Source organism: Mesorhizobium loti R88b (genome assembly GCF_013170845.1).
In the GTDB taxonomy this organism is placed as follows: Bacteria; Pseudomonadota; Alphaproteobacteria; order Rhizobiales; family Rhizobiaceae; genus Mesorhizobium; species Mesorhizobium loti_B.
The window spans coordinates 977002-1003476 of the sequence record NZ_CP033367.1; the positions used below are offsets into that span (position 1 = coordinate 977002).

Here is a 26475-nt window from a genome sequence, read left to right on the forward strand (position 1 = left end):
CGTTGCCTCCGGAAGCTGCTTCCGAACGATTCGGCGCGACCTAGGACTTTTGCGGGCAAAAGCTTGGACTAAAGTCCAAGCACATGCTAATAAACGCCTCGTTTGGGCGGCGACGCGACCGCCATCGCCGACAGGAGTCAGGCTTTTTCCTGGTGCCCGGTGGTGGCATACGCCGCTCATCACGTCACCTCCGCCGGGGGCGGCGGAGGTGACTTGTGATGCTGGCCGTCGGCAGTTGCTCCCACCTTACAAGACTGAAGGCGATTGGTATCATCGGGAGTAGACCGTCGTTCAACGATCGTTCGGCCAAGGAATCCTTGATCTCGAAGCGTACCTCTTCCTGGGGACCGCCGTGATGCTGGACCTCAACCTTGTCATCGTCCTGCTGGCATTCGTGATATCGAGGTGACGCGGAAAGTCACCCCCGCCGGGGTGCGGCGGAGGTGACGTGTGATGCGGGCCGTTGCCTGTTGGCTCGCCTCACAAAGACTGCAGGCGGCTGAAATCTGCCGGCGTCGCCGGCCTTTCGACGATTGTGCGGCCGAGCGAATCCTTCATTTCGAAACGGCCGTTCTCGATCTCCTCCTTGGTGCCGTCGACATGTTCGACCTCGATCTTGTTGCCCTCTGCTTCGACCTTGTCGCCGGTCGCCGCATTGACGTGATGGCCGTTGTCGTCAGGGCCGTCGTCGTCGTGCTGGCCCGTGCCGGGTCCGGAATTGTTGGTGCCGCCGTGATCGTCACCGGCACCGTCGTCGTTGCCGCCGCCATCACCGCCGCCGCCACCGTTTCCGCTGCTGCCGCCACTTCCGCCCCCATCGCCACCGCCGCCCCCATCGCCACCGCCGCCATGTCCCCCATCCTTGGCATAAGCACTTGCGGCGACCACGCCGACCGCCGAGCCATGAAGCGCCAGTTGATAAGGGGCGATGGTCAACGCCAAGGCTGATGCCGCTCTCAATACCAGCCAACGGGTCGTGATCGATTTGCGCATCTCGGTTCCTTTCAATCATGCCGGCGGATCTCGAACCGGCGTTGCAGGTGCCGAGACCATCGCTGATTGAGAGACGTGATGTAACCGGCCCACGACCGATGCCGCGCCAGCCAAGACTTATGAAGGGACCGACCTCGGACCAAAGGCCCGGCGGCACACCGTCGCCAGAAAAACCTTTGCCGACGAGGCGGGTGCGGGTGCCGAATGAGCTTGCACGATTCTTAATGTCACGAAAATGTGATCAGCAGGCATTAGGGCTCGAAAGGTCACATCCAGCCACGCCAACAAGCCAGAGGACAGATCATGACCGACCACCGCTCCCCTGACAGCCGATTCCGCACCAGCCAGCTCGAGGAGAATGACGGCCCGGCCGTCAACCCAACGGACAACCGCACCATGGGCGAGATCATAGCCGCCAGGTTCTCGCGCCGGGACTTCCTCAGGGGGTCGCTGGCCGTCTCGGCCATTGCGGCCACGGTCAGCCCGCTCGCGCTTGTCGCCGCCGACGATGCCCGCGCCGCGGAAGGCTCGGCCTTCAAATTCGACGAGCTCCAGGCCGGCATCGACGACAAGCACCATGTCGCGCCGGGTTATGATGCCGACGTGCTGTTGCGCTGGGGCGATCCGCTGTTTGCCGATTCGCCGGAGTTCGATCCGACCAAGCAGTCGGCGCAGGCACAGGCCAGGCAGTTCGGCTACAACAACGACTATGTCGGCTACATCGCGATCGACGGCTCGGCCGAGCACGGCCTGCTGGTGGTTAACCACGAATACACCAACCCGCATTTGATGTTCCCGGGCATCGTCACGATCGTCGAGAAGGACGGCAAGAAGAAGCCCGAACTCGCGCTGCTGTCGAAGGAGCAGGTCGACGTCGAAATGGCGGCCCATGGCGGCACCATCGTCGAGATCCGCAAAGTGTCCGGCAAATGGCAAGTGGTGCGCGACGGCAAGCTCAACCGCCGCATCACCTCGACCACCGAAATGGCGATGTCGGGCCCGGTCGCCGGCCACGACCGCGTCAAGACCAATGCCGACCCATCCGGTACCAAGGTGTTCGGCACCATGAACAACTGCGCCGGCGGCGTCACGCCGTGGGGCACCTATGTCATGGCCGAGGAGAACATCCACGGCTACTTCGCCGGCGAACTGCCGGAAGGCCACAAGGAAGCCGCCAACTACAAGCGTCTCGGCATTCCGGAAGGCGCCTATGAATGGGGTGCGCATCACGACCGCTTCAACCTGGCCAGGGAGCCGAACGAACCCAACCGGTTCGGCTGGATCGTCGAAGTCGACGTCAACGATCCGACCTCGACCCCTCGCAAGCGCACCGCCATGGGCCGCTTCAAGCATGAGGGCGCCGAATCGATCGTCGCCAGGGATGGCCGCGTCGTCTTCTATCTCGGCGACGACGAGCGCTTCGACTATGTCTACAAATTCGTCACCACAGGCCGCTTCAACGCCAACGACCATGCCGCCAACAAGGACCTGCTCGACGACGGCACGCTGCATGTCGCCAAATTCGCCGAGGACGGCACGGTGGACTGGCTGCCGATCGTCTTTGGTCAAGGCCCGCTGACGGCGGAAAACGGCTTTGGCAGCCAGGCCGATGTGCTGATCGAAACGCGGCGTGCCGCCGATCTGCTCGGCGCCACCAAGATGGACCGGCCCGAAGACATCCAGCCCAATGGTGTCAACGGCAAGGTCTATGTCATGCTGACCAACAATTCCAAGCGCAAGGCCGACCAAGTCGACGCCGCCAACCCACGCGCTGAAAATGCCTTTGGCCATATCATCGAGGTCGCCGAGGCCGATGGCAATTTCACCGCCACCAAGGGCAAATGGGAAGTGCTGCTGAAATGCGGCGATCCCTCGGTGGCGGAAGTCGGCGCCACCTTCTCGACAGCGACGACGGCCAATGGCTGGTTCGGCATGCCCGACAATTGCGCGGTCGATTCGGCCGGTCGCCTCTGGGTCGCTACCGACGGCCAGGGTCCGAAGGCCACCGGCCGCACCGACGGCCTGTGGGCGGTGGATACGGAAGGTGCCGCGCGGGCAACGTCAAAGCTGTTCTTCCGGGTGCCGATCGGCGCCGAAATGTGCGGCCCGCTGTTTGCACCGGACGATCAGACCGCCTTCGTCGCCGTCCAGCATCCGGGCGACGGCGGCGAGGACTGGGAAGGCTTTGGCCGCCCGTCCTATTATGAAGATCTGTCGACCCGCTGGCCCGACTTCAAGCCCGACATGCCGGTGCGGCCGTCGGTCGTCGCCATCACCAGGCAGGGCGGCGGCAAGATCGCGGTCTGATCGCGGCCTGCATGCGTAATCTCAGGGAGGGGCTTCGGCGATTCGACGCCCCTCCTTTCCACGAAATCATTCAAGCCTCGGGAAAGATTGGCCATTTACACGTGGCGCCCTAATTCCTCTTTCAGGAGGTCGCCATGCCGAAGTCCATCTATGACCGTGGCCTGCTCAAGCCTGACGACATCGCCCGGCTGCAGCGTGTCTTTGATGAAGCCTGCAGAAGACGCGAAGCGCACCCCGAATCGACAGAGGCGCGTGAGCTGGCTCTCACCCTGCTCGCGCTCCACAATGCCGGCATGGTCGACGAGGAGATGCTGATGGAGGCCGTCGGTTTCCGGCGACTGGAGCCGAAATCGGCATGATGTCCGCCGTCGCGTCCAGCCTTATGCAGCGCGCTGGACGACGGCGACATTGATCGGGGTCCGCAAGCTGAAGCCGATGGACTCATACAGCTTTATCGCGCCGGCGTTGCTGGCATAGGCGTGCAGGTAGGGGATTTCGCCGCGTGCGAAAATCTGGTTGGTCACGAACACCGACAGCAACCGGCCAAGGCCGGCGCCGCGAAACTCGGGGTGCGCGCACACGCCGCTGAGTTCGCTATAGCCAGGCTGCTTCATGCGCTCGCCGGCCATCGCCACCAGCCTGCCCTCGACCTTCACGCCCCAGAAGGCGCCGAGGTTCAAGGCCCCTGACGTGAACGGGCCAGGCTTGGTAAGCGACGCCAGCGCCAGCATTTCGGCGGCGTCGTCCTGTGTCAGGAGCTGCACGCGTTCGTCCGACACGGCCTGTGACGGCGCCTGCGCGACCATCTGGACGGCGTTTGCGGTCGAGGTGGCCGCGAGGTCAGGCGGAAGAGCAATGGTGTCGGATTGCGCCATGATCACGCTTTCACCAGGACCAACAAGGTCGCTGAGCGCCTGCAGGCTTGCGGCATCGTCGGTAGCGGTGGCGGCAAAGAGGGCGATGGACGGTGAATAGCGCCTGGCGAGCTTGCCGCCTTGCGCGAAGGCCTGATGCCGCGTCTGAAGCGCGCTCCAGACGGGTCGGTCGAGAACATGTTTCATTGCGCGGTAGCCTTTTTGACACGCCGATCAAGCGGAGCCGCGGCCAGCCCCTCCTCGATGGCAGCGAGTTGATCGAGAAGCGGGCCTGAAAGATCGCGGCACAGATCCGCGACGGCGTTTTCGATGCGAGGCCAGACATCCCGTTTGGCGACGTCGACCAGGCGCTGGCCCTTGCCGGTCAGCGAGACCATCCGCCGCCGCTGGTCACCTTGTGACTGAATGGTTTCGACCAGCCCGAGCTCGGCCAGAAGCGACACGCTTCTTGTCACGCCCGGCTGTGTCAGCCCGAGCGACTGCGCCAGCTCACCGACGGCCAGCGGTCCCAGCCTGTCGAGGGCGGCCAGCAAGGGGTACTGGCTCGACTGAAGCGGAACCTCCAGGCTATCGAGCAGCTGTTGCGCATCGGCCTGCAATTGCTCGCCAATGCGCTTCAGCCTGCTGCCAAGGCAGAGATAGCCAAGCGATCGGATAACGTCTTCCATCATGGCGCCTCGCGATAAATCATAACATGTTATATAACATGGCAGATAAATACTCAAGACAGCCGTGTGCGCCTTGGGCAATTCCAGGAAAAGTGTGAAACGGTTTTCCGTCCGGAATTGCGTAAAAACAGAGAGATAGAGCAGTTAGCCGTTTCCGTGAAACGGTGAACTGCTCTGGAGCCAACAGGCGCTGTCGTCTCGATCAAATCAGCGTGGCGCGCCGGATAGCTGGGAGGAACGAACAATCTGCCTGGCGATCGCCTTGCCCAGTATGCCGGCATTGGCGAAGCAGCCGCGGATGCTCGGCCGCATGCCGGTGAACCACAGGCCGGGCAGTTTCGGATCGCCTTCGCCGCCATTGAAGAGCGGAACACCCTTGCTGTCGAGCACGCCGAGATTGCCGACCATGCGCTCCAGCCCGGTACGGTAGCCCGTCGCGGCGATGACGATATCGGGATCGATCAGGCTGCCATTGGCCAGGATCACGCCGTCGCGGCTGAATTCCCGTATCGCCGGCACGACGGTGATCTTGCCCGATTTGATGGCGTCGACGGCGCCATCGTCGGCGGCGATCGCGGTGTAATCCGTGGTCAGGCGGCTCGCACCACCGGCAGGTGCCGGGGGCATGCCGAATTTGGTCAGATCGCCGAAAACCAGCCGCTGCGCTGCCGTGATCACGGCATCGGCCACTCGTAGCGGCAAACGCGCCGTGAGCGGCGACAGCCGGTGAACGGCAATCTGGCCGATACGCTTGGGCAAGATGGCCGGGCCGCTGCGGGCCGACAGCCAGATGGCGGCGGTGTCGACGCCCGCCAGATGATTGAGGGCATCGAACCCCGAATTGCCGGCCCCGACGACCAGCACCTTCTTGCCGGCATAGGCCTTGGCGTCGCCAAAATCGGCCGAGTGGATGATCTGTCCCGCAAACGCCTGCGTGCCCTTCCACAGCGGCGTGAAGGGCTCCTTGTCGCGGCCGGTGGCAACAATGACATGACGTGCCAGGCGCGAGCCGGCGCTGGTGCGCACGGCCCAGTGATCGCCCCTGAACACGATGGTCTCGACCGCAACGCCAAACTCCACCGGCAGCCGGTTCGCCTCCTTGAAATCATTCATGTGTCGGATGACGATGTTCCTGTGCGGAAAGGCAGGGGTGTCCCCGGGATAGGCAAGGCCAGGCAGGCCAGAGAGATCGCGATGGGTGTTGAGATGCAGCTGCTGGTGCCGCCGATGCCAGGGCTCGGCCAGCCGGCTTTCCTTTTCCAGAATCGCCACCGGCACGCCGGCCTTCATCAAAGCCTGCGCGACAGCCAGTCCGGCAGCGCCGGCGCCAATGACGATCGCCGGCTCGACCGCCACCAACTGCTCCACCATCGGTCTGGTCGTCGTATCAGCCATTCACTCTCAAATCCCATCAAACCGCCGCGCATCCCGCAAGGCTCGCAGCACGCTGTAACCGTTTGATCGCGCGCAGACCCCACGGCAATCGGTGCCGATTGCCAGAGCCCTGCGCCGGCCGCAGCTGCGCACCAGGGCATTGCGCCGCCCAGCGGCAACGACTCCCATCGCGGAAATGCGCCCAAACAACGACATCAAGCGGATTGCCCGCTTCTGTCCGAAACCATCCAGTCCTATATGGCATATCAGCGGCATCGGCGATAATAGGTCGCGGCAATGTGATTGATTCGAGCCGCGGGGGCTGGCGGGTCTCGATACCGACGCGGGAATTCGAAACCGGCAACCGTTTTCGGCTTCCCGCGAAAAATAAGACGCCGTGGCGCGTCTTGCGTGCCGGAAGGCATGTCGCGTCACAGACGGCACGCGGAATCTCGACCATGGCCTCCTTGCGGATCTATTTCGACAAAATCCTCGAGGGCGCCTCGCCCAAGGTCGAGCGCCAAGCGCTGACGCATGTTGAACGGCTGGCGCTGGTGCGCCGCCATGGCGACTTCTCGCTCGCCTATTCCACCGCCGTGCAGCACAAGCTGTCCTATTTCGGCGACGCCGACGGCTACATCGCCTTCGGCACCAAGATGAAACATCATTTCGCGCTTGGCGACCCGGTGGCGGCGCCGGGGAAGCGAGCCGACTACATCAGGCGCTTTGTCGACAGTGCCCGCAACCCGTGGTTCGTTCAGATCGGCGAAGAGACCGCGCGCGTGCTGGCCGGGCTCGGCTACAAGGTCAACCGGCTGGGTATCGACACAAGCCTTGCCTTGCCCGAGCACGATTTTTCCGGCAAGCGCAACGAGACCGTGCGCTATTCCGAACGCTGGCTGCTCAAGAAGGGTTTTTCGTTCGAAGAGGACAAGCGGACGGTCTTCCTCGACGAGATCGCGCGGCTTTCCCAAAATTGGCGTAGCGACCGCATCGTCAAGCGCTGGGAGATGGGCTTTCTCAACCGCCCGTTTTACGAGCAGCTCGGCACCGACATGCGCCGCTTCGTCCTGCATGGCCCCGATGGCGAGCTGATCGCCTTGCTCGATTTCGACCCGCTTTTTCGCGACGGCGAGGTCATTGGCTACACCACCGCCTTCAAGCGCAAGCATATCGACGCCTCGCCGCATGCCGAGATCGGCCTGACCAAATACGCCGTCGACCGTTTTCGCGAGGAAGGCATATCGGTGGTCACGCTTGGCCTGTCGCCCATGCTCGACATCGGACCGAGCGGATTTGCCGAAAGCGATTTCTGGCGCAATGCGTTCCAGCGCGCCTACGACTCGCCCTGGATCAACCGCCGCAGGTTCAATTTGCAGGGTCAGGCGGCGTTCAAGCGCCGTTTCCACGGTGTGGAGGAACCGGTCTACATCGCCTTTCGCGAAGGAACCTATATCGAGATGCTGGGGTTGCTGCGGCTGGTCAAGGCGATTTAGATCGGCCGCGTTTCCGGGCGCCTTCGCCGCGTCAGTTGCGCAGCCGATAACCGGTCCGGAATATCCAGGCGACGATGGCGATGCAGACGGCAAGGAAAACCAGCGTCATGCCGAGGCTGATGCCGACCGAGACGTCGGACTTGCCATAAAAACTCCAGCGGAAGCCGCTGATCAGATAGACGACCGGGTTGAACAACGTGATCGTCTTCCAGATGCCGGGCAGCATGTTGATCGAATAGAAGCTGCCGCCGAGGAAGGTCAGCGGCGTGATGATCAAAAGCGGCACCAGCTGGAGCTGCTCGAAGCTTTTCGCCCAGATGCCGATGATGAAGCCGAACAGGCTGAAGGTCACCGCCGTCAGCACCAGGAAGGCGACCATCCAGAACGGATGCAGGATGGTGAGCGGCACGAACAGCGAGGCGGTGGCCAGGATGATCAGGCCGAGAATGATCGACTTGGTGGCGGCACCGCCGACATAGGCGATGACGATCTCCAGATAGGAGACCGGCGCCGACAAGAGCTCGTAGATCGAGCCGACGAATTTCGGGAAATAGATGGCGAAGGAGGCGTTGGAGATCGACTGCGTCAACAGCGACAGCATGATCAGCCCCGGCACGATAAAGGCGCCGTAGCTGATGCCGTCGATCTCGGTTATGCGCGAGCCGATGGCCGAACCGAAGACGACGAAATACAGCGATGTCGAGATGACCGGCGAGACAATGCTCTGCAGCACGGTGCGAAACGCACGCGCCATTTCCATCCGGTAGATCGCCCATACCGCGCGCAGGTTCATGCGTCTCTCCTCACCAGGTTGACGAAGATCTCCTCGAGCGAGCTGTTTTGCGTGTCGATGTCGCGGAACTGGATGCCTGATGCCTCGAGGTCGCGGATCAGCGAGGCGACGCCCGGCCGCTCGGCCTGGTTGTCATAGGTGTAGGTCAGCTGCCCGCCATCGGGCGACAGCTCCAGCGCGTAGCGCGAAAGAGCTTCCGGTATGGCTGTCAGCGGATTGCGCAGTTCCAGCACCAGCCGCTTGCGGCCGAGCTTGCGCATCAGCTCGGCCTTGTTTTCGACGAGGATGATCTCGCCGCGGTTGATGACGCCGACGCGGTCGGCCATCGCCTCGGCTTCCTCGATGTAATGGGTGGTGAGGATGATGGTGACGCCATCCTCGCGCAGCCTGCGCACCATTTCCCACATGTCCTGGCGCAACTCGACGTCGACGCCGGCGGTCGGCTCGTCGAGGAACAGGATGCGCGGCTCATGCGACAGCGCCTTGGCAATCATCAGCCTGCGCTTCATGCCGCCCGACAGCGTGATCGCCTTGGCGTCCTTCTTGTCCCACAGCGAGAGGTCGCGCAGGACCTTCTCGACAAAGGCCGGGTTGGCCGGCTTGCCGAACAGGCCGCGGCTGTAGCTGACGGTTGCCCAGACACTCTCGAAGGCGTCGATGGTCAATTCCTGCGGCACCAGGCCGATCAGGCTGCGCGCGGCGCGGTAATCCTTGTTGATGTCGTGGCCGTCGACGGTGACGGTGCCCGACGAGCGGTTGACGATGCCGCAGACGATCGAGATCAGCGTCGTCTTGCCGGCGCCGTTCGGGCCGAGCAGCGCGAAGATCTCGCCGCGCTGGATGTCGAGATTGACTTCCTTGAGCGCGGTGAAGCCGGTGGCATAGGTCTTGGAGACCCCGGAAATGGACAGAATGGAGGGCATGGCTGAAAACGACTGCCTGAAAGAGGTCCCCTGATATAGGCCGAATGTCGTTCCATGCAACCGGAAGTCAACGGTGCTGCTGACAGCTCTCGACACACGGTGCGTGCCGCTAGCCCAGCGCAAACACGGTGCGCCTGGTGCTGTCATCCCTGGCCCATGCCTGTTCGACATCCGCCAGGGGCACCGGCGTGGTGGCGATTTGAAGACCGGCCGGGACCACGGCGCGCAGCAGGTCGCCGGTGCAGGCGATGAAGCGGTCAAGAGGGACGCTGCCGATGCCGCTGCCCATCAATGTAATGGCCGACGATCGAAGCACGGCGCTTGGCAGCTTTATATCGGACCCACTGACGGCGCCGATCTGGACGAAGCGGACCGGCACGGCATCAGGGCTGGCCTTGGCGGCGGTGATCAGCAGGTGTTCGGCGCTGCTGCCCCAGAGATAGTCGATGACGACATCGACGCCGTCCTTGAATTGCCGCTTGAAATTTTCCTCAAGAGCTACCCCGTTTTCGATGAGGGGTATCGTCACATCGGCGCCAAGTGCCGAGACCGCATCGAGTGCCGCTGCGTTGCGGGCGGTGGCGATGATTTTCCTCGCACCGAGATGCCTGGCGATCTGGACGGCGAGGCGCCCCGCCGTACCGGTGGCGCCGTTGACCAGCACGGCTTCGCCCGGCTCCAGCTTCGCCCGCTCGGTAAAGGCGGCCCATGATGACATGCCGGGATTGGCGATAGCCGCGGCGGTGATGTCGTCCAGCCCCTCGGGCAGCGCCACGCAATGCGCCTCGGGCACAACAGTGCGCTCCGCCATGCTGCCGTTGGGCGCCCTGGGCAGGGCGAAATAGACCTTGCGGCCGTCGTCGAGCCGGCCGACGCCATCGATGCCGACGACGAAGGGGAACTGACCGGACGAACTGTAATGCGAGCCCGAGGCGCGGCTCTTGACGACATGGCTGATGGCGGCGGCGGTGACCGTGACTAAGGTTTCGCCCGGCGCCGGAACCGGTTCGGGGAAATCGCCGTAGACCGGTGTTTGCCCGGCGCTCGAAACAATCGCGGCTTTCATGGTGGTTTGCCTTTCTAGCTCTCATATTATGTGTATAATGCACATATAAGGAGCCTTGGCATGCCGTCAACAAAAAACGTGCAAAATACACATATCTCCGATCAGCTGCGGCAGATTCATAGCGCGGTGCTCGATATTGTCGGCCTGATGAACCGACCGCAGCGCGACGAGCTGCTGATCCAGGCGGCCGGCATTCCGCTCGACCGGGCGCTGTTCCCGCTGCTCGTCGGCATCGAGCGTTTCGGGCCGATCGGCGTCGTCGAGATCGCCGACCGCGTCGGGCGCGACTACACGACCGTCAGCCGCCAGGTGGCCAAGCTGGAGAGCCTTGGTCTGGTGCAGCGTCAGGCAAGTAGCGCCGATCGGCGCGTGCGCGAGGCGGTGATCAGCCCGAAAGGCAAGGCTATGACCGACCTCGTCGATACAGCACGCGAAAAAATCGGCCGCACCATTTTCGAGACCTGGGAGGCACGCGACGTCGAAGAGCTGGTGCGCCTGATGCGCAAATTCGCGGATGCGCTTGGCGCGGTGCCGGAGACCAATGCTTAGGCGGCGTATGAACCGGTAAAATTGTCCTGTGGCGTTCAGCCTCGCGGCAGGACGCCGCTTTGACCTGAACCCGCTTCGGGCCTATCCTCCGCCAGTACTTAGCAGCCGGAGCCCGCCATGGACCCGCTCATACTGTCGCGCATGCAGTTCGGCGCGAATATTTCGTTTCATATTCTGTTTCCAACGATCACCATTGCCCTTGGCTGGGTGCTGCTTTTCTTCAAGCTGCGCTACAACGCGACCAACGACTCCGCCTGGATGCGCGCCTATTTCACCTGGGTGAAGGTGTTCGCGCTGTCCTTCGCCATGGGCGTGGTGTCGGGCGTCACCATGAGCTTCCAGTTCGGCACCAACTGGCCGGGCTACATGGAAAAGGTCGGCAACATCGCCGGGCCGCTGCTGGCCTACGAGATCCTCACCGCCTTCTTCCTCGAGGCTGCTTTCCTCGGCATCATGCTGTTCGGCTTTCGCCGCGTCTCCAACCGCGTGCACACGCTGGCGACGGTGCTGGTGGCCGGCGGCACCACCGTCTCGGCCTTCTGGATCATCGCGCTCAATTCCTGGATGCAGACGCCGGCCGGCTTCGAGATGCGCGATGGCGTGGCGCATGCCGTCGACTGGTGGGCAATCGTCTTCAACCCGTCGATGCCCTACCGGCTGGTGCATATGCTGCTCGCCTCCGGCCTGACGGTGTCGTTCCTGATATCAGGCCTGTCAGCGCTGCGTTATCTCTATGGCGACCGATCGGAATCGATGTGGAAGGCGCTGCGCACCGGTGTCTTCACGGCGGCGGTGCTGATCCCGATCCAGATATTTGCCGGCGACCAGCATGGGCTGAACACGCTGGAACACCAGCCGCAGAAGATCGCCGCCATGGAGGCCAATTGGAACACCGGCCCCAACGTGCCGCTGGTTCTCTTTGCCTTGCCCGACGAGGCGGCCAAGGAAAACAGGTTCGAGATCGCCATTCCCGACGGCGCCAGCCTGGTGCTGCGGCACTCGACCAGCGGCGTCGTGCCGGGGCTGAACGATTTTCCAGGCAACCATCCGCCGGTCTTCCCACTGTTCTGGAGCTTCCGCATCATGGTCGGCACCGGCCTGCTGATGCTCGCCGTTTCGTGGTCGGCCGCCTTCTTCCTCAAGCGCCGGCACAGCCTGCCGAAGCCGCTCGCCATGCTGATGGTGCCGATGGCGCTGTCGGGTTGGCTGGCGACGCTGGCCGGCTGGTACACGACCGAGATCGGCCGCCAGCCCTGGCTGGTGACCGGCGTGCTGAAAACCGCCGACGCGGTCGGTCCGGTGGCCGGCAGCCATGTCGCGCTGACGCTTGCCATCTACCTCATTCTCTACGCGCTGTTGCTGATCGCCTATCTCGGCGTGCTGGTGCATCTGGCGCTGAAGGCGGCCAAGGATGGCGACACCTCGCCACTGCCCGGTGTCATGAAAGCAGCCATGTCGCAGCCGGCAGCTGGCGAGTAGGAGAAGAAGAATGACCTTCGACTGGCCAACCGCTCTCCCGCTGATCTTCGCCGGCCTGATGGGCCTCGCCATCCTCATCTACGTCATCCTCGACGGTTTCGATCTCGGCATCGGCATTCTGTTCTCGGTCGCCGAAGATGCCGAGCAGGACACCATGATTGCAGCCATCGGCCCGTTCTGGGATGCCAACGAGACCTGGCTGGTGCTGGCCGTCGGCCTGCTGCTGGTCGCCTTTCCCCTGGCGCATGGCGTCATCCTGACCGCGCTCTACATTCCGGTCTTCGTGCTACTGGTCGGGCTGATCCTGCGCGGCGTCGCCTTCGACTTCCGCGCCAAGGTGCCGAGTGGCAAGAAACACCGCTGGAACCGCATTTTCTTCCTGGGCTCCGTCATCGCCTCGCTGGCGCAGGGCTATATGCTGGGTGTCTATGTGCTCGGCCTCGATGTCGGAATTGGCGGCATGGCGTTCGGCGCCTTGGTGGCGTTCTGCCTGGCCGCGGCCTACGCGGCGATGGGTGCTGCCTGGGTGATCTACAAGACCGAAGGCGCGTTGCAGAAGAAGGCGGTGCTCTGGCTGCGCACCGCGCTGGTGCTGACCGCGCTCGGCATGGCGGCGGTGTCGCTGGCGACGCCTTTTGCCAGCCCACGCATCTTCGCCAAATGGTTCGTCTGGCCGGAAATGCTCTATCTGTCGCCGCTGCCGATCCTGTCGGCGCTGCTGTTTTTCTGGCTGTGGCGGCAGACTTTCCATCTGCCCAAGCCCGACGATCGCCATGCGATCAGGCCGTTCCTGACGCTGGCCGCCATCTTCGCGCTCGGCTTTGCCGGCCTTGCCTGGTCGTTCTACCCGTTCGTGGTGCCCGACAGGCTGACCATCTGGCAGGCGGCGTCCGCGACCGAAAGCCTGGCCATCATCCTGGCTGGCACCGTGGTCGTGCTGCCGGTCATCATCTTCTATTCCTTCTATGCCTACCGCGTGTTTGGCGGCAAGGCGACAGACCTGACTTACGACTGAGCCATCGCCAGCCGCCTCAGATCAGTCCCGAGTCGCGCGCGGCCGCCGTGGCCTCTCCGCGCGAAACGGCATCGAGCTTTCCCAGCACCGCTGAAACATGATGGTCGACCGTCTTCGGTGAAATGGTGAGATGCTCGGCGATCCGTTTGTTGGACAGGCCGCGCTCGATCAGCTGCAGCACTTCCATCTGGCGCTGGGTCAGGCCAGCGCTGTTGGCACGGGTGGTGCGGCGCGGCCCGCGGGCGATGTGAATAACGCCGTTTCGCCGCATGATGTCGCGCACATGGCTCGCGACCGGACGGGCGCCGAGCACCTCGAATATCTCCAGCGCCGTGCGCTGCGCCGCCTCGTCACCCTGCGCGAGCGCCAGTGCGCGTTCGTAGGGGGCGTCGAGACCGGCCCACGCCGTGGCAGCGCCCTGCCAGTCGCCGGCCAGCAGCATCCGGTAGGGCGCGGCCATACCCGATGTGTCGCCTGGGTCGATATCGGGGGCCAGCAGCTGCCGCCAGCCGGCCAGTTCGGCGAACACCGCCCGCGTCGGCGACAGGCTTTCGGCAAGGTCGATCAGCCGCAGCGCCTCGTCCTTGTCCGCCTCTTCAAGCCATGCCTGTTCGGCAATTACCGCCGCATAGGGCAACAGACGCTGCAGCTCGGCTCCCTTTTCGAGAAACAGCTTCATCTCGGCCAGAAGCGGCTCGGCCGATGGGTCGCCGCGACGGACCCTCAGCCGCGACAGCGCCACCAGGGCCGGATAACGCACAAGGGCGGTCGCCCGGTCGTTGGCAATCACATCCAGCGCCTCGGCAGCCGCCTCATCCCAGCATCCCTGCCGCAGCAGCAACTGCGCACGCACGCCACGCATGTAATCGCGCCACGTCGCCAGGTCGTTGTCGACGCAATAGTCGATGCCGCGATCAAGGAAGGATTGGGCCCGGCTATAGCCCAACTGGTTCATTTCACCACAAGCACAATTGGTGAAGGCACGCGCGGCATGTTCCTGGAAATTCTGCTCAAGCGCGATTTCGAGGCTGCGGGCAAGATGCAGCCGGCTTGAGTGCAGGTCCAGCCACTGCTCGGCGGCGCCGACATTGTTGAGAGCGTGGCAAACGACTTCCGGCCTGTTCAACCGTTCGGCGAGCTCGATCGCCCTGGCACCCAGCGACAAGGTCTCGTCCAGCCTTTCAGCCAGCATCGCCAATTGAGAAAGGTTCGAATAGGCCATCGCCAGCTCGGCACTGGCCGGCACGGTCTCCAGCAACGTGACCGCCTGGGCGCCGAACATGTCTGCGGCCTGTCGGTCGCCCAGGAGATAGGCGAAGCGCGATAGCCATCTGAGGCTGTCGCCTTCCTTCAGCTTGTTGCCAAGCGCCTGTTGCAAGACACGCGCCTGTTCCTGCGCCTTGATGGCCTCGTCTATGCGCGCAATCAAATGGCACTCGAAGGCATATTGCTCGTAAAGGCCGGCGCGCTCGTCCTCAGGCAAGGTATCGGCCTGGCGCAAGGCAACCTCGTAGTAGCCGGCGGCGTCGCGATGGGCGCCGACACGGGAGGCCTCACGTGCGGCGACCGGTGCGAACGCGCGTACCGCCTCGAAATTGTGCGCTTCCACAGCATGGTGGACGAGGCGCGCGGTGGCGACACTGCTATTCTCAAGCAGTGCCGACAGCGCACGCTGGTTGAACAGTCTCCTGGAACTCGTCGTCAGCATCATTTCGATGGCGCGGCGTGCTATCTCGTGCCGGAAAGCGTAGCCGTCGCCCAGATCGTCCAGCAGCCCATTCGACACACATTCCGCGAGTTGTCCGGCCGCGGCCACGCCGCACAGGCCCTGCAAGGCCCAGGCGTCGGCGCGCCTGGGAAACACCGATACCGCATCGAGCATCGAGCGGGCGCCGGCCGACAGCCGCTCGGCCCGTGCAACGACGGCGTCGCGCACACTGGCAGGTGGCGTCATCTCATTATCGGTGCACAATAGCTCGGTGACGAAGAAGGCGTTGCCGGCCGTCGCCCGGTAGATGGCATCGCCATCGCGGCCGGCGGCAATGGCGAGCGAGAGCACCGCGGCTTCGCTCAGCAGCGGCACATCGATCCGCATGATATTGCCGGCGGGAATTTCGCCGAGCGCGCGGCGCACCCGCATCTGCCCTTCGCTGCGGTCGGTGCGCGCCGTCAGAACGAGCAGGATGTGGGTGTTGGCGATGCGACGGCCGAGAAAGCGGACGAAGTCGAGCGTCGCGTCATCGGCCCAGTGCAGGTCCTCGATGAGCAGAAGCGTTGGCTGCGTCCTTGCCTCGAAGACTTCGAGCGCGTCGGAAAACAACGGCAGCCTCTGTCCCTGCCTTGCATCGATCGCCTGCTGCATCGCCCATTGCGCCTCGCGGGCGAGATCGTAGAGCGGCCCGAGCGGGTCGGGGATCGAGAGATCCTCGCAGGCGCTGCGCAGAATGCGCGCGTCGTGACCGGCCGCGCCGACAAAAGCCTCGACAAGCGTCGACTTGCCGGCCCCAGCCTCGCCCGACAGCGCCGCGACGCGCCCGCGCCCGCGGCTGGCTTCCGCCAAAAGTTCGTCCAGTTGCGCCAACTGCGCCTGCCGTTCCAGAAGCATCGTCATCGCTCAAATGGGGTCGGTTTCACCGCTGCGCTGGACATCCGCCACGACTGTCCACGGCGCTTGCCCGGAAATGTGACCCTCCACACATTCCGGTGCCATTCTCCACATAACGACGCCAACATAGGGAATCTTCCACACAAAATATAGGGAAAGGTTCCGATGTGCGCCCTTCGCGAGCGTGATCAATGTCCAGCCGCGCTCAAATCGAGCGTGAATCAACACAAAAGGGAAACCCGATATGCCTCGCTATGTAGTTGAACGCACATTTCCAAATGGCCTCAGCGTACCAATGAACGATGCCGGCGCCGATGCGCTGGGCGGCGTCATCATGCGCAACGCCGAAAAAGGCGTAACCTGGGTGCAGTCCTTCGTCTCGCCCGACAAGAAGCAGAGCTTCTGCATCTATGATGCGCCGTCGCCCGAGGCGATCCGCAGCACGGCGCAGAAGAATTCGCTGCCTGTCGACAAGATCACGGAGGTGCGGGTCCTTGACCCTTACTTTTACCGTTGATCCCGACAATGACCATGCAACTGCCCTTCGCAGCGGTGGCGGCTTGCCTGATATCTCGCTCCGCGAGGTGTTGGCGGGTTCGAGACCAGTCGGACGAGGCCCGCTACTGGGCCGGATTCTCCGGCGGCTTGCCTCGCTGCTGTTCGCACCATTGCGCTCGAGCCGGCGCCGGTTGCCTCCGCAGGACGATTATCTGAGACGCGATATCGGCCTGCCGGAGCTTGAGGAGCTGCCGCAATACTGGGACTTCACCCGGTCAAACCACTGACACGCGCAGCCATCCGACGTCGCTGCGGGAGCGGCTGCTCCCGCGCGCGCCTTCAACAACGAGGAGAGAAAATGAACATCCATCTGTGGACCAGACACCTCATCAACCTGTCGATCCTGTCGATCGCGGCCACGGCGGCGAATGCCCATGATACGGGCACGCTGGATGAGAAAGTGCGGGCGGCCGACAGCCGTTTCGAGAATGTGGCGATGGCGACCGCCGAAGGCTACGCGCCAATCCCTTGCGCAAGCGGCATCACAGGGGGCGCCATGGGCATCCACTATGTCAATGCGGCCTATTTGAAGGACGATGCGGTCGATCTCGCCAAGCCGGAAGCGGTGATGTACGAGCCGATGGCGGACGGCAAGCTGAAGCTTGTGGCAGTCGAGTACATCACCTCGAAAGGTCCGGCCTCGCTGGAGGGGCAGCTGTTCAACTTCAACAGCGCGCCCAACCGCTATGGCCTGGGGGCCTTCTATGAGCTGCATGTCTGGGCCTGGAAGAAGAACCCGACCGGCACCTTCGCCGACATGAACCCTGATGTGTCGTGCGACGCGATGAAGGCCGACGGCATGTAGCCGGCCTTCGCCCCGGGACTGGCCGGCATCCATAGCCCATCCCAGGCGGGGGCGGGCGGATGTCGGCAGGTCCCGGGGGTCACTCACCCCCCAGCGAGCCGCGAAAGATCAATTGCTCGCCGACAGCACCAGCACCGGCTTCTCGCTGTACAGCGCCGGAAACAGCTGCTTCAGGTTCGCCACCTTGGGCAGGTCGTTGTAGACGATGTAGGGATAGGTCGGGTTCAGCGTCAGGAAGTCCTGGTGATAGTTCTCGGCCGGATAGAAGGTCTTGCCGGTTTCGATCGTGGTGACGATCGGCGCGCCAAACAGCTTGGTCTTGTCGAGCTGGCCGATATAGCTCTGCGCAATCTTTGCCTGCGCATCGTTTTCGGCAAAGACCGTCGAGCGGTACTGGGTGCCGGAGTCCGGTCCCTGGTAGTTCAGCTGCGTCGGATTGTGGGCGACCGAGAAATAGACCTGCAGCAACTGGCCATAGGTCACCTTTGACGGGTCGTAGGTGATCTCGACGGATTCGGCATGGCCGGTGCGGCCGGTGCCGACAACCTCATAGACGGCGTTTTCAGCGCTGCCGCCGGTGTAGCCGGAGACGGCCTTGCTGACGCCCTTGACGTGCTGGAACACGCCCTGCACGCCCCAGAAGCAGCCGCCGGCGAAGATTGCCTTTTCGCTGCCGCTGACGGCCTTTTCATCCATTGCCGGCGGCGGGATGACCACCGCGTCTTCGGCTGAGCGCGCCGGGGTCTGCCAGAAGGCGGCCGCCGCCACCGCTGCAAAACCGAGCACGGCCAGCGCGCCGCGGGTAAAGAACGGCCGTGTCTTTTCGATACCGGTCATGTTCTGATCTCCTGTTGTTGTTCCAATATATACGACGCGAGCCGAGAAACAGTTCTCAATTTGCCGTGCGGCGCTCCCCCTCATCCGGCTGGGTGAGGGGGAGCCTGCCTGGCTTACTGCGCCGGCTTCATCGCATCCGCCGCCGGCTTCATCGCGTCGGCGGCAGGCTTCATCGCGTCAGCCGCCGGTTTCATCGCATCAGCGGCAGGCTTCATCGCATTGGCGGCTGGCTTCATGGCGTTGGTGGCCATCGGGTCCGCCGGCTTCATCGCATCGGTTGCCGGTTTCATGGCATCAGCCGCGGGCTTCATCGCGTTGGCGGCTGGTTTCATGGCGTTGGTGGCGTCGTCGGCGCGGGCGATGCCACCGGCCAGCAGCGCCGTCGAGCACAGAGCAAGGGCAAGTGCGGGCAGCGTCAGGCGGGAAAGAATGGTCATGGTCGTCTCCTTTGGGTTTGGTCGTTGGGGGTTGGTCGTTGGGGGTGACGGCTCATGCCGTCGGTATTTCGCGGCGCCGCTCGTGCGGCGTTGCGCAAATTCTTGTTGAAGCGAGTTTTCTAGTTCGTCGCTGCGGCGAGGATCGCCCCGCCGCCCGGCGATTGCACCAGCACGGCTGTGGTGAGGCCGCTGGGCGCGGCGGGCAGCGCATAGGCGGTGGCGTCGCCGGTCCAGCTGCCGAGTTTTGTCAGCCCATGCACGACGTTGGCATGCGGCAATGTGCGGCCGGTGTTTTCGCCGCGCGCCACCGGCACCTGCACGACGCCCTTGGCATAGCGCACCAGCCAGACATCGGCCTTGCCGCCGGGTGCCGCGCCGGCGCCGATCGAGACCTTGCCGTCGCCAAGCGACAGCGAAGGACCGCCGGTCTTGGCCGTCGCCGCGATCAGATGCTCGATTTCGCCCGGTGCGGCGCCGACGACATCGGCATGGCCGTTGACCACGACCTGCGGGGTGAACGGCCCGTCATGGCCGAGCGGCGGCTCATAAGACACCTGGCGCTGGGTGAACTCCTGTTTGCCGAACGTGTCCCTCCAGCCGAGATAGTCCCAGTAGGTGACGTTGAAGGACAGCGCCAGCACGCCGGGCTGGTCCTTGACCTTGATGAGATTGGCGTTGGCCGGCGGGCAGGACGAGCAGCCCTGGCTGGTGAACAGCTCGACCACGCTGAGCGGCTGGGCGGCGGCGGCATTGAGGGAGGCCGCGAGCGCGAGGGCTCCCAGGCCGGACAATGCGATCAGCTTGCTGCGTTTGGACATTGGCTGGCTCCCGTGGGTGACGGCGCCGATATGCGCCGCTCATGTCCCCACTTCGTTGCCGCCACGGGCTTCGTTACAGCGCTCACCGGTTTGTGATCGGAGCGCACTTCCCTTCTCCCCCTGAGGGAGAAGGTGTCGCCGAAGGCGACGGATGAGGGGTGTTCCAGGGAACACCAACGCCGCACTCCGCTGGAGCACCCCTCATCCGTCTCGCCGCTGCGCGGCGATCCACCTTCTCCCGCAGGGGGAGAAGGAAGAGCGCTCCTATCGCCAAGGCTGCAAACTGGTGTCTCGCACATAGGCGATGATGGTGTCGCAGACGGCGTCGATGTCTTTCAAGACATCGTCATTCCAGAAACGCAAAACCCGAAAGCCCTTTGCCTCCAACTCGGTCTTGCGGATCTGGTCGGTATCCGACGCCGCATGCTGGCTGCCATCGATCTCGATGATCAACCCGGCTTCAGGGCACATGAAATCGGCAATGTATTTTCCGATAGGGGCCTGGCGCCGGAATTTTATCTGGTCGAGCCTGCGGTCGCGTAGCTCTTGCCAGAGCTTGCCTTCCGCTTCCGTCATGTCGCGCCGGAGCGAACGAGCAAATTTGCGCTTGGCGGAGGTGACGGGTTGATGCGGCATGGCGTCAGATTAACCAGACGCAGTGCGTGATCCAATACCTCTCGTTCGTCTCGGCGCTGCGCGGCGATCACCGCCAGGGGCGAGTCACTGGCCTCGCCCGCCCTTCGGCCACCCTCGTGGGGGAGATCGGCTGTCCTTACTGCGTCAGCGCTGTGTCCGAGGGCCGCTTGTTGAAGTCGCACTTGCCGGTGACGTTGTAGAAAAAGTCGGCATTTGCGGACGGAGTCGGCACCGTTGTGCCACCGTCTTCCCAGGCTTGATAGCTGGTGACGCCACAAGGCACGATGGAGAAGATGTCGACCTTCGTCCCGGTCGCGGTCTCGACCAGTGAGTTCGCGTCCACCCCGCTATAGAGTCGGTTGGAGGTGCTCGTATCGTCCGATTTGAGGTATTGCGGGTTGCCCGATGGCACGTACATCTGCAGAGCGAGGCCACCCATCTGGCTGACATCGACTGCCGCGCCGGCGCCGTTGGCCGGATACATGGTGTTGACGCAGGTTGTCGAATATTTCCTGGTGCCACTGGTCTGGAGGATCGCATCGGCGGGCAGACCGGTGAAAGTGGCCACGATGGCGGTGGTGCAAACTTGCGACTGGACGAGCGTCTTGATGTCTGCGCCACCATTGTTGGTGATCGTATACACGTTCGTGGTGCCGTAGCCCTTCGGATCCCCGAAGTTGTTATAGGCATACTCGATAGACATCAGCGCTTTGGCCGTCGTCGCTCCAAATTGGGTGCCGTAGAGCGTCATCGTCTTGTTCCACCAGCCAGACACCTTGGTGATCTTGAAGGTCGCATTGACCAGCGCCGGCGGCTTGCTGACCGCCGACGCGACGGTAACGGGCACGGTGTCGATCCTGGCGATCTTCATGAAAATGGTCGGCATGGAGAAACTTGCCGAGGCCTGGCCTGTGGCGGCGGCGGTGGTGGTGCCAGCCACAAAACTGTTCAGCGTCGCAGTGCCCAGGCCACCATTGGCGACGAAGGAATCCTGCAGCGCCGACTGACGCTGCGCCAGCGTCGAGGTGGTGTCCATGGTGGTGATCGACAGCAGCGCGGCATCCAGCGCCTGCTGCTGGTTGGACCGGGTTTGGATCGCGCTCGTATAGTCGACCGAGAAGCCGATCGCGGATATAATCGGCACCAGCATGAGAAAGAACAATGGCACTATCGAGCCGCTGCGCGACTCCATGAACCTGACCGCAATCCCCCGCATTCTCAGCCCTTTCAACGCCATATCCGCCAGAGCTAACATACGATTCTCAAATTATGCTCTAATGCACTTGGTTAAATTTTATCGATATTCCCGCAATTCGTCCGAAATGATCGGCACAGGCCGCCGCTTGCCGCAGCTTTCGGCCCCTGCTAAAGCGCGCGGATGAGCACGCCCCTCGACCACATCCGCAATTTCTCCATCGTCGCCCATATCGACCATGGCAAATCCACGCTTGCCGACCGGCTGATCCAGTCCACCGGCGGGCTGGAGCTGCGCGACATGAAGGAGCAGGTGCTGGACTCGATGGACATCGAGCGCGAGCGCGGCATCACCATCAAGGCGCAGACGGTGCGGCTGAAGTACCGCGCCAACAATGGCGAGGACTATATCCTCAACCTGATCGACACGCCCGGCCATGTCGACTTCGCCTATGAAGTGTCGCGTTCGCTGGCCGCCTGCGAGGGTTCGCTGCTGGTCGTCGACGCGTCCCAGGGTGTCGAGGCGCAGACGCTGGCCAATGTCTACCAGGCGATCGACAACAACCACGAGATCGTCGTGGTGCTGAACAAGGTCGACCTGCCGGCCGCCGAGCCCGAGCGCATCCGCGAGCAGGTCGAGGAGGTGATCGGCATCGACGCGTCCAACGCCGTGCTGATCTCGGCCAAGACCGGGCTTGGCATTCCGGATGTCCTGGAAGCCATCGTCCATCAATTGCCGCCGCCGCGCGAGGGCGATGCGACGGCACCCTTGAAGGCGATGCTGGTCGACAGCTGGTATGACGCGTATCTGGGCGTCATCGTTCTGGTGCGCGTCATCGACGGCGTTTTGAAGAAGGGCCAGACCATCCGCATGATGGGCACCGGCGCCAAGCACCTGGTCGAGCGCACCGGTGTGTTCACGCCGGCCCGCATCAATGTCGACGAGCTCGGCCCCGGCGAGTTCGGCTTCTTCACCGGCTCGATCAAGGAAGTGGCCGACACACGCGTCGGCGACACCATCACCGAGGACAAGCGCCAGACGGCAAAGGCCCTGCCCGGCTTCAAGCCGGCGCAGCCGGTGGTGTTCTGCGGCCTGTTCCCGGTCGACGCCGCCGATTTCGAGGATCTGCGCGCCGCCGTCGGCAAACTGCGCCTCAACGACGCTTCTTTCTCTTATGAGATGGAAACCAGTGCCGCGCTCGGCTTCGGCTATCGCTGCGGCTTCCTTGGCTTGCTGCATCTCGAAATCATCCAGGAGCGGCTGGAGCGCGAGTTCAACCTCGACCTGATCGCCACCGCGCCCTCCGTCGTCTACCGGCTGCAGCTCAATGACGGCACGGAGAAGGAGCTGCACAACCCGGCCGACATGCCCGACGTGGTGAAGATCGCGTCGATCGAGGAGCCGTGGATCCGCGCCACCATCCTGACCCCCGACGACTATCTCGGCGGCATCCTGAAACTCTGCCAGGACCGGCGCGGCATCCAGGCCGACCTGTCCTATGTCGGCAAGCGCGCCATGCTGACCTACGATCTGCCGCTCAACGAAGTGGTGTTCGATTTCTATGATCGCCTGAAATCGATCTCCAAGGGCTATGCCTCCTTCGACTACCATCTGACCGACTACAAGGAAGGTGACCTGGTGAAGATGTCGATCCTGGTCAATGAGGAGCCGGTTGACGCGCTTTCCATGCTGGTGCACCGCACCGCGGCGGAAAAGCGCGGAAGGCAGATGGTCGAGAAGCTGAAGGAGCTGATCCCCAACCATCTGTTCAAGATCCCGGTCCAGGCCGCCATCGGCGGCAAGGTCATCGCGCGTGAAACCATCTCGGCGCTGCGCAAGGACGTGACCGCCAAATGCTATGGCGGCGACGTCTCACGCAAACGCAAGCTGCTGGACAAGCAGAAGGAAGGCAAGAAGCGGATGCGGCAGTTCGGCAAGGTCGATATTCCGCAGGAGGCGTTTATCCAGGCGCTGAAGATGGGGGATTGAGAAATGGCTATGCCAACGCCCGGATAGCACTATTAGCCGACATTAGCCGACACATATTGATATTGACCTATTCAACAGTCTATCGTGCGCAGGGGATTTGCATCTGTACACGACGGGGGCTGGCATGGTTTGGGTCGGAGACTTTGCGCTATCGCTTATGTCTAATTTTGTAAGCTCGGGACTTTCCCGTAGTTTCAGTCGAATAGAACGACGTGTTGCGACCCGCAATAGCATTCAGAAGGCTCTTTCAAAAGATTCTTCAAATCCTAAGGTCAAGCTTGCAAGAAAGGCACTCGACGTCCTTTCAACCGTTGTTGGCAATGACTACAACGACTCATTAATTTCACTTTTCAATAGGCTAATTATCGAAGGTTTTGCTGAACAACTAATTGAGTATGTTCTGTCGCCTGTAACTCAGTACACCGAGATAAAGATCCTCTTCCGAACCCGCTACGAGACGGAACTTAAGAAACTCTCAATCGACGGAGACGGGTTGTTCGAAGCGCTTGTAAAGGCATCTGAACACGTCGCGCTATCAGCATTCCATGACCCGCATCTCGTGAAGCTTCTTGCAGGCTATGCCAAGCAAAATAACGAACGGCTAGCGTCAATCAGCAAAAACATCAGCGATTTATTGTCATCAAGCGTCCCGCGGAACTATGATGAGAATGCGATAACGGGCCGTATAGCGAAGGGAATGATGGCCTCAAATCGCGATATAGCTGTTGAAACCAATAGGCGGCGAAAGCGATTTGCTATCGATAAAGTGTTTGTAAAGTCACGCCTCTCGCCGCAATTGAAGACTACTCAAACGGGTCTTATTTACACAGTTAACTTCCAGTGATGAGGATATTACCTACTCCGACTTTATCTCTTCCTTTAAGCGATCTGTGGTGCTTGGCGATCCCGGTGGCGGAAAGTCAACACTTTGTCAGAGCATTTGCTACGACCTATCCAGGGCACATGGGTTGGCCTCGAAGCACTCATCACGAACCGACCTTGCGATCCAGATCGCCAAGGTCCCTCTGAGGGTGGTTCTTCGGGAATTTGAAAAATGGCATGAGCGAGATGGTATTGGCATATTCGATTTTATAGTACGGGATACCTCCCAACGCTCCGGCGATGACATGGTAACTCTCAGTTTCTGGCTGAGAACTCAGCTATCAATCGGACAAGTTGTCATCGTCTTCGATGGCATAGATGAAATATTGGATGTATCAAGCCGACGCAAATATGTCCAATTGATAGAGGACTTTTCCCGCAGTTGGGAATCCGTTTCAGTCGTCTGCACGAGCAGGATAGTCGGATATGGCAAGGCACCCCTTTCCGAGGAATTTGAAATTCTTCAACTTAGTCAATTCGACCGCGATGAGGTTAAGCGTTACACGAAGTCACTCATCTCTCTTATAGAAAACAAGCACCTTGATCAGTGTGAGGATCAGGCGGAACAGTTCATATTACAGACGGATAGCAACGCTAGCGATCTGCGTAAAAACCCTCTGATGCTCGGACTTATGGTTTGGCTTTTTGTGGCGCAGGGCCACGTGCCGAGGCACAAGGCGGCGATTTATTCAGAATGTGCAACGCTGATGTTCGAAAAATGGGACCGGGATAGAGGCATACGGGCCGATATACCGGACGATTTCAATCTGATGCAGCTATTTTCAGAGCTTGCAAGTAAGGTCTTTGGCAATGTGGAACTCGAGAGCGGTGTAACAACAACATGGCTCGACAAGACGATGTTTGAGTTTTTCTCGCGCTGGTATGACGATAACGCTCGGGCTGGGAATGCGGCGAGGAGGCTAAGGGAGTTTATAACGGGTCGTTCTTGGGTTATGACCGACGTAGGGCCTGAGAGGTATTCATTTACTCATCGAACTTTTCTTGAGTATTTTTTTGCGAAGTCTATCAGCGATAAATTCGACACGGTAAAGCGAATTTTGTACGAGTTGCGGTCGAAAGTCAGCACGCGTGAATGGGACGTCATTTGTCATCTGGCTGTTCAGAATATTTGCTACCAAAATGCTCGAAAGTCGGAAGAATGCGTTGACGTTCTTATCGTCATGCAGGCGAATAGGGCAATCGGTTTTGAAAAGAGGCAGAACATACTGGCTTTCCTAGCCAATGCGATAGAATATTTAGTCCTTTCCGATGGTTACGTCCGCAAGGTGTTTCGATTGCTGATCGAGGCGGCTGATTTAGAAGTTCCATATATTTCATTCCGGTCGGAATCGCCGGCTTTGGTTGCGGCGAAGCTCCGGCCCGGGAATAGGCAGTTGTTTCTCGAAGAGATGAGTCGAGCTCTCGATCGGGTTATTCAGGGTAAGGATAACGGAAAGATAGGAAGATTTATAGGGTTCCTGCTGGGGGCAAGGAGGGCTCCAAGGCTTCCGGGATCTGAGCTAGAGGCTATACTTGGAGCATGTCGACTCCAATCGAAGGACCGGCTCAAAAAGGTAAGTATGCAGGACGTAGTTTTGGCAAGGCAGCTGTTACTTATTTTCCCGGAAATGTTCGACACATATTCTGAAAAATTTGGGGACGCATTAATAGCTGACACCGGCTTCGGTGAATTAGGCTTACATGATAACCTATTAATGATGGCTCTCGAGGGTCCCATGTTAAGGGTCGGGTCAGCGTCTAAGGATGATGACATAGGGCCGAAGATATTGCTGATGTTAGAGCGCCGATTGGCCGATAATAAGCCGTTCCTGATAGGGGCCACAACCGTATCTTTGCCAGAATTTCATGCTGAAACGATATATCGTGCGAAGAGTATGAGGCACTCCTTGAGTAAGAGGCATCCGTGGGACGCGAGAATGCGGTTCGAGTACTATGTGATGGTGAGCACCGAACTGGCTATCCTTGCTGTTCAAAAGCGCAATCAAGGGGAGGTAGATCGCTCTATCACGAAACGTCGGAGGGCGTATCCTATGGTACAGCAAGTTGAGCGAGAGAAAACATCAAAGTTATTTGACGAATGGGTGGATGGCCAGCGCTCTATATTTAAAATAGTGGCACGCTAGCCAGCCTGCTTTACTAATGGACTTAATAGGG

24 protein-coding genes are annotated in these 26475 nt (G+C 61.5%); 11 read left to right on the forward strand and 13 right to left on the reverse strand.

The window, feature by feature from the left end; all coding sequences use genetic code 11:
* Positions 1-480: 480 nt before the first annotated feature.
* Positions 481-993: a hypothetical protein gene (locus EB235_RS04650; RefSeq protein WP_027032122.1), complete on the reverse strand. Its 513-nt coding sequence runs from the start codon at positions 991-993 to the stop codon at positions 481-483.
* Positions 994-1296: 303 nt separating this feature from the next.
* Here EB235_RS04650 and EB235_RS04655 point away from each other — a divergent pair, with 303 nt between their 5' ends.
* Together EB235_RS04655 and EB235_RS04660 are read left to right on the forward strand one after the other, a co-directional pair.
* A complete protein-coding gene (locus EB235_RS04655; RefSeq protein WP_027032121.1) occupies positions 1297-3300 on the forward strand; it encodes a PhoX family protein in 2004 nt (667 codons plus the stop codon).
* Between the two features lie 134 nt (positions 3301-3434).
* Positions 3435-3659, forward strand: coding sequence for a hypothetical protein (locus tag EB235_RS04660; protein WP_027032120.1), 225 nt, complete (start codon positions 3435-3437; stop codon positions 3657-3659).
* Between the two features lie 21 nt (positions 3660-3680).
* On the opposite strand, the gene EB235_RS04665 is transcribed toward EB235_RS04660, so the two are convergent.
* From EB235_RS04665 to EB235_RS04675, 3 genes are all read right to left on the reverse strand, one after another.
* On the reverse strand, positions 3681-4361 hold the full coding sequence (locus EB235_RS04665; RefSeq protein WP_027032119.1) for a GNAT family N-acetyltransferase: 681 nt from the start codon (positions 4359-4361) through the stop codon (positions 3681-3683).
* Complete coding sequence (locus EB235_RS04670; RefSeq protein ID WP_080681059.1) at positions 4358-4843, reverse strand: MarR family winged helix-turn-helix transcriptional regulator; 486 nt, start codon at positions 4841-4843, stop codon at positions 4358-4360. The genes EB235_RS04665 and EB235_RS04670 overlap by 4 nt, the downstream gene beginning before the upstream one ends.
* A 207-nt stretch (positions 4844-5050) precedes the next feature.
* Positions 5051-6238, reverse strand: coding sequence for a flavin-containing monooxygenase (locus tag EB235_RS04675; RefSeq protein WP_027032117.1), 1188 nt, complete (start codon positions 6236-6238; stop codon positions 5051-5053).
* 437 nt (positions 6239-6675) lie between these two features.
* Between EB235_RS04675 and EB235_RS04680 the strand changes: the two genes are divergently transcribed.
* On the forward strand, positions 6676-7713 hold the full coding sequence (locus tag EB235_RS04680) for a phosphatidylglycerol lysyltransferase domain-containing protein (RefSeq protein ID WP_027032116.1): 1038 nt from the start codon (positions 6676-6678) through the stop codon (positions 7711-7713).
* 31 nt (positions 7714-7744) lie between these two features.
* Here the strand turns inward: EB235_RS04680 and EB235_RS04685 are convergent, their stop codons facing one another.
* The 3 genes from EB235_RS04685 to EB235_RS04695 form a co-directional block, all read right to left on the reverse strand.
* The gene (locus tag EB235_RS04685) at positions 7745-8506 is read right to left on the reverse strand and encodes an ABC transporter permease (RefSeq protein WP_027032115.1); all 762 of its coding nucleotides are present in this window, start codon (positions 8504-8506) and stop codon (positions 7745-7747) included.
* Positions 8503-9429 (reverse strand): ABC transporter ATP-binding protein, encoded by a 927-nt coding sequence (locus EB235_RS04690; RefSeq protein WP_027032114.1) that lies wholly within the window; start codon positions 9427-9429, stop codon positions 8503-8505. Before EB235_RS04690 ends, EB235_RS04685 begins: the two co-directional genes overlap by 4 nt.
* A 109-nt stretch (positions 9430-9538) precedes the next feature.
* Entirely contained in the window at positions 9539-10495 is a 957-nt protein-coding gene (locus EB235_RS04695) for a quinone oxidoreductase family protein (protein WP_027032113.1), read from the reverse strand.
* Positions 10496-10555: 60 nt separating this feature from the next.
* Here EB235_RS04695 and EB235_RS04700 point away from each other — a divergent pair, with 60 nt between their 5' ends.
* From EB235_RS04700 to EB235_RS04710, 3 genes are all read left to right on the forward strand, one after another.
* Positions 10556-11044 (forward strand): MarR family winged helix-turn-helix transcriptional regulator, encoded by a 489-nt coding sequence (locus tag EB235_RS04700; RefSeq protein ID WP_027032112.1) that lies wholly within the window; start codon positions 10556-10558, stop codon positions 11042-11044.
* Between the two features lie 117 nt (positions 11045-11161).
* Complete coding sequence (locus EB235_RS04705) at positions 11162-12523, forward strand: cytochrome ubiquinol oxidase subunit I (protein ID WP_027032111.1); 1362 nt, start codon at positions 11162-11164, stop codon at positions 12521-12523.
* A gap of 10 nt (positions 12524-12533) precedes the next feature.
* Positions 12534-13538: a cytochrome d ubiquinol oxidase subunit II gene (locus EB235_RS04710; protein WP_027032110.1), complete on the forward strand. Its 1005-nt coding sequence runs from the start codon at positions 12534-12536 to the stop codon at positions 13536-13538.
* 16 nt (positions 13539-13554) lie between these two features.
* On the opposite strand, the gene EB235_RS04715 is transcribed toward EB235_RS04710, so the two are convergent.
* Positions 13555-16143 carry an ATP-binding protein gene (locus EB235_RS04715; protein WP_027032109.1) on the reverse strand — a complete coding sequence of 863 codons (2589 nt, stop codon included), beginning with the start codon at positions 16141-16143 and terminating at the stop codon, positions 13555-13557.
* A gap of 244 nt (positions 16144-16387) precedes the next feature.
* Between EB235_RS04715 and EB235_RS04720 the strand changes: the two genes are divergently transcribed.
* Positions 16388-16660: a DUF4242 domain-containing protein gene (locus EB235_RS04720; RefSeq protein WP_027032108.1), complete on the forward strand. Its 273-nt coding sequence runs from the start codon at positions 16388-16390 to the stop codon at positions 16658-16660.
* 339 nt (positions 16661-16999) lie between these two features.
* Complete coding sequence (locus tag EB235_RS04725; protein ID WP_027032107.1) at positions 17000-17506, forward strand: hypothetical protein; 507 nt, start codon at positions 17000-17002, stop codon at positions 17504-17506.
* A gap of 108 nt (positions 17507-17614) precedes the next feature.
* Here EB235_RS04725 and msrA read toward each other — a convergent pair whose 3' ends face one another.
* From msrA to EB235_RS04750, 5 genes are all read right to left on the reverse strand, one after another.
* A complete protein-coding gene (gene msrA / locus EB235_RS04730) occupies positions 17615-18343 on the reverse strand; it encodes a peptide-methionine (S)-S-oxide reductase MsrA (RefSeq protein ID WP_027032106.1) in 729 nt (242 codons plus the stop codon).
* Between the two features lie 113 nt (positions 18344-18456).
* A complete protein-coding gene (locus EB235_RS04735; RefSeq protein ID WP_027032105.1) occupies positions 18457-18780 on the reverse strand; it encodes a hypothetical protein in 324 nt (107 codons plus the stop codon).
* A 119-nt stretch (positions 18781-18899) separates the two neighbouring features.
* Complete coding sequence (locus tag EB235_RS04740) at positions 18900-19598, reverse strand: DUF1223 domain-containing protein (RefSeq protein WP_027032104.1); 699 nt, start codon at positions 19596-19598, stop codon at positions 18900-18902.
* Between the two features lie 264 nt (positions 19599-19862).
* Positions 19863-20234, reverse strand: coding sequence for an endonuclease domain-containing protein (locus tag EB235_RS04745; protein ID WP_032925709.1), 372 nt, complete (start codon positions 20232-20234; stop codon positions 19863-19865).
* Positions 20235-20370: 136 nt separating this feature from the next.
* Entirely contained in the window at positions 20371-21450 is a 1080-nt protein-coding gene (locus EB235_RS04750) for a TadE/TadG family type IV pilus assembly protein (RefSeq protein WP_027032103.1), read from the reverse strand.
* Positions 21451-21612: 162 nt separating this feature from the next.
* Here EB235_RS04750 and lepA point away from each other — a divergent pair, with 162 nt between their 5' ends.
* The 3 genes from lepA (at position 21613) to EB235_RS04765 (ending at position 26444) form a co-directional block, all read left to right on the forward strand.
* A complete protein-coding gene (gene lepA, locus EB235_RS04755) occupies positions 21613-23418 on the forward strand; it encodes a translation elongation factor 4 (RefSeq protein WP_027032102.1) in 1806 nt (601 codons plus the stop codon).
* A gap of 124 nt (positions 23419-23542) precedes the next feature.
* Positions 23543-24262: a hypothetical protein gene (locus tag EB235_RS04760; RefSeq protein ID WP_027032101.1), complete on the forward strand. Its 720-nt coding sequence runs from the start codon at positions 23543-23545 to the stop codon at positions 24260-24262.
* Positions 24263-24311: 49 nt separating this feature from the next.
* Positions 24312-26444, forward strand: coding sequence for an NACHT domain-containing protein (locus tag EB235_RS04765; RefSeq protein WP_167334883.1), 2133 nt, complete (start codon positions 24312-24314; stop codon positions 26442-26444).
* The last annotated feature ends 31 nt before the right edge of the window (positions 26445-26475 follow it).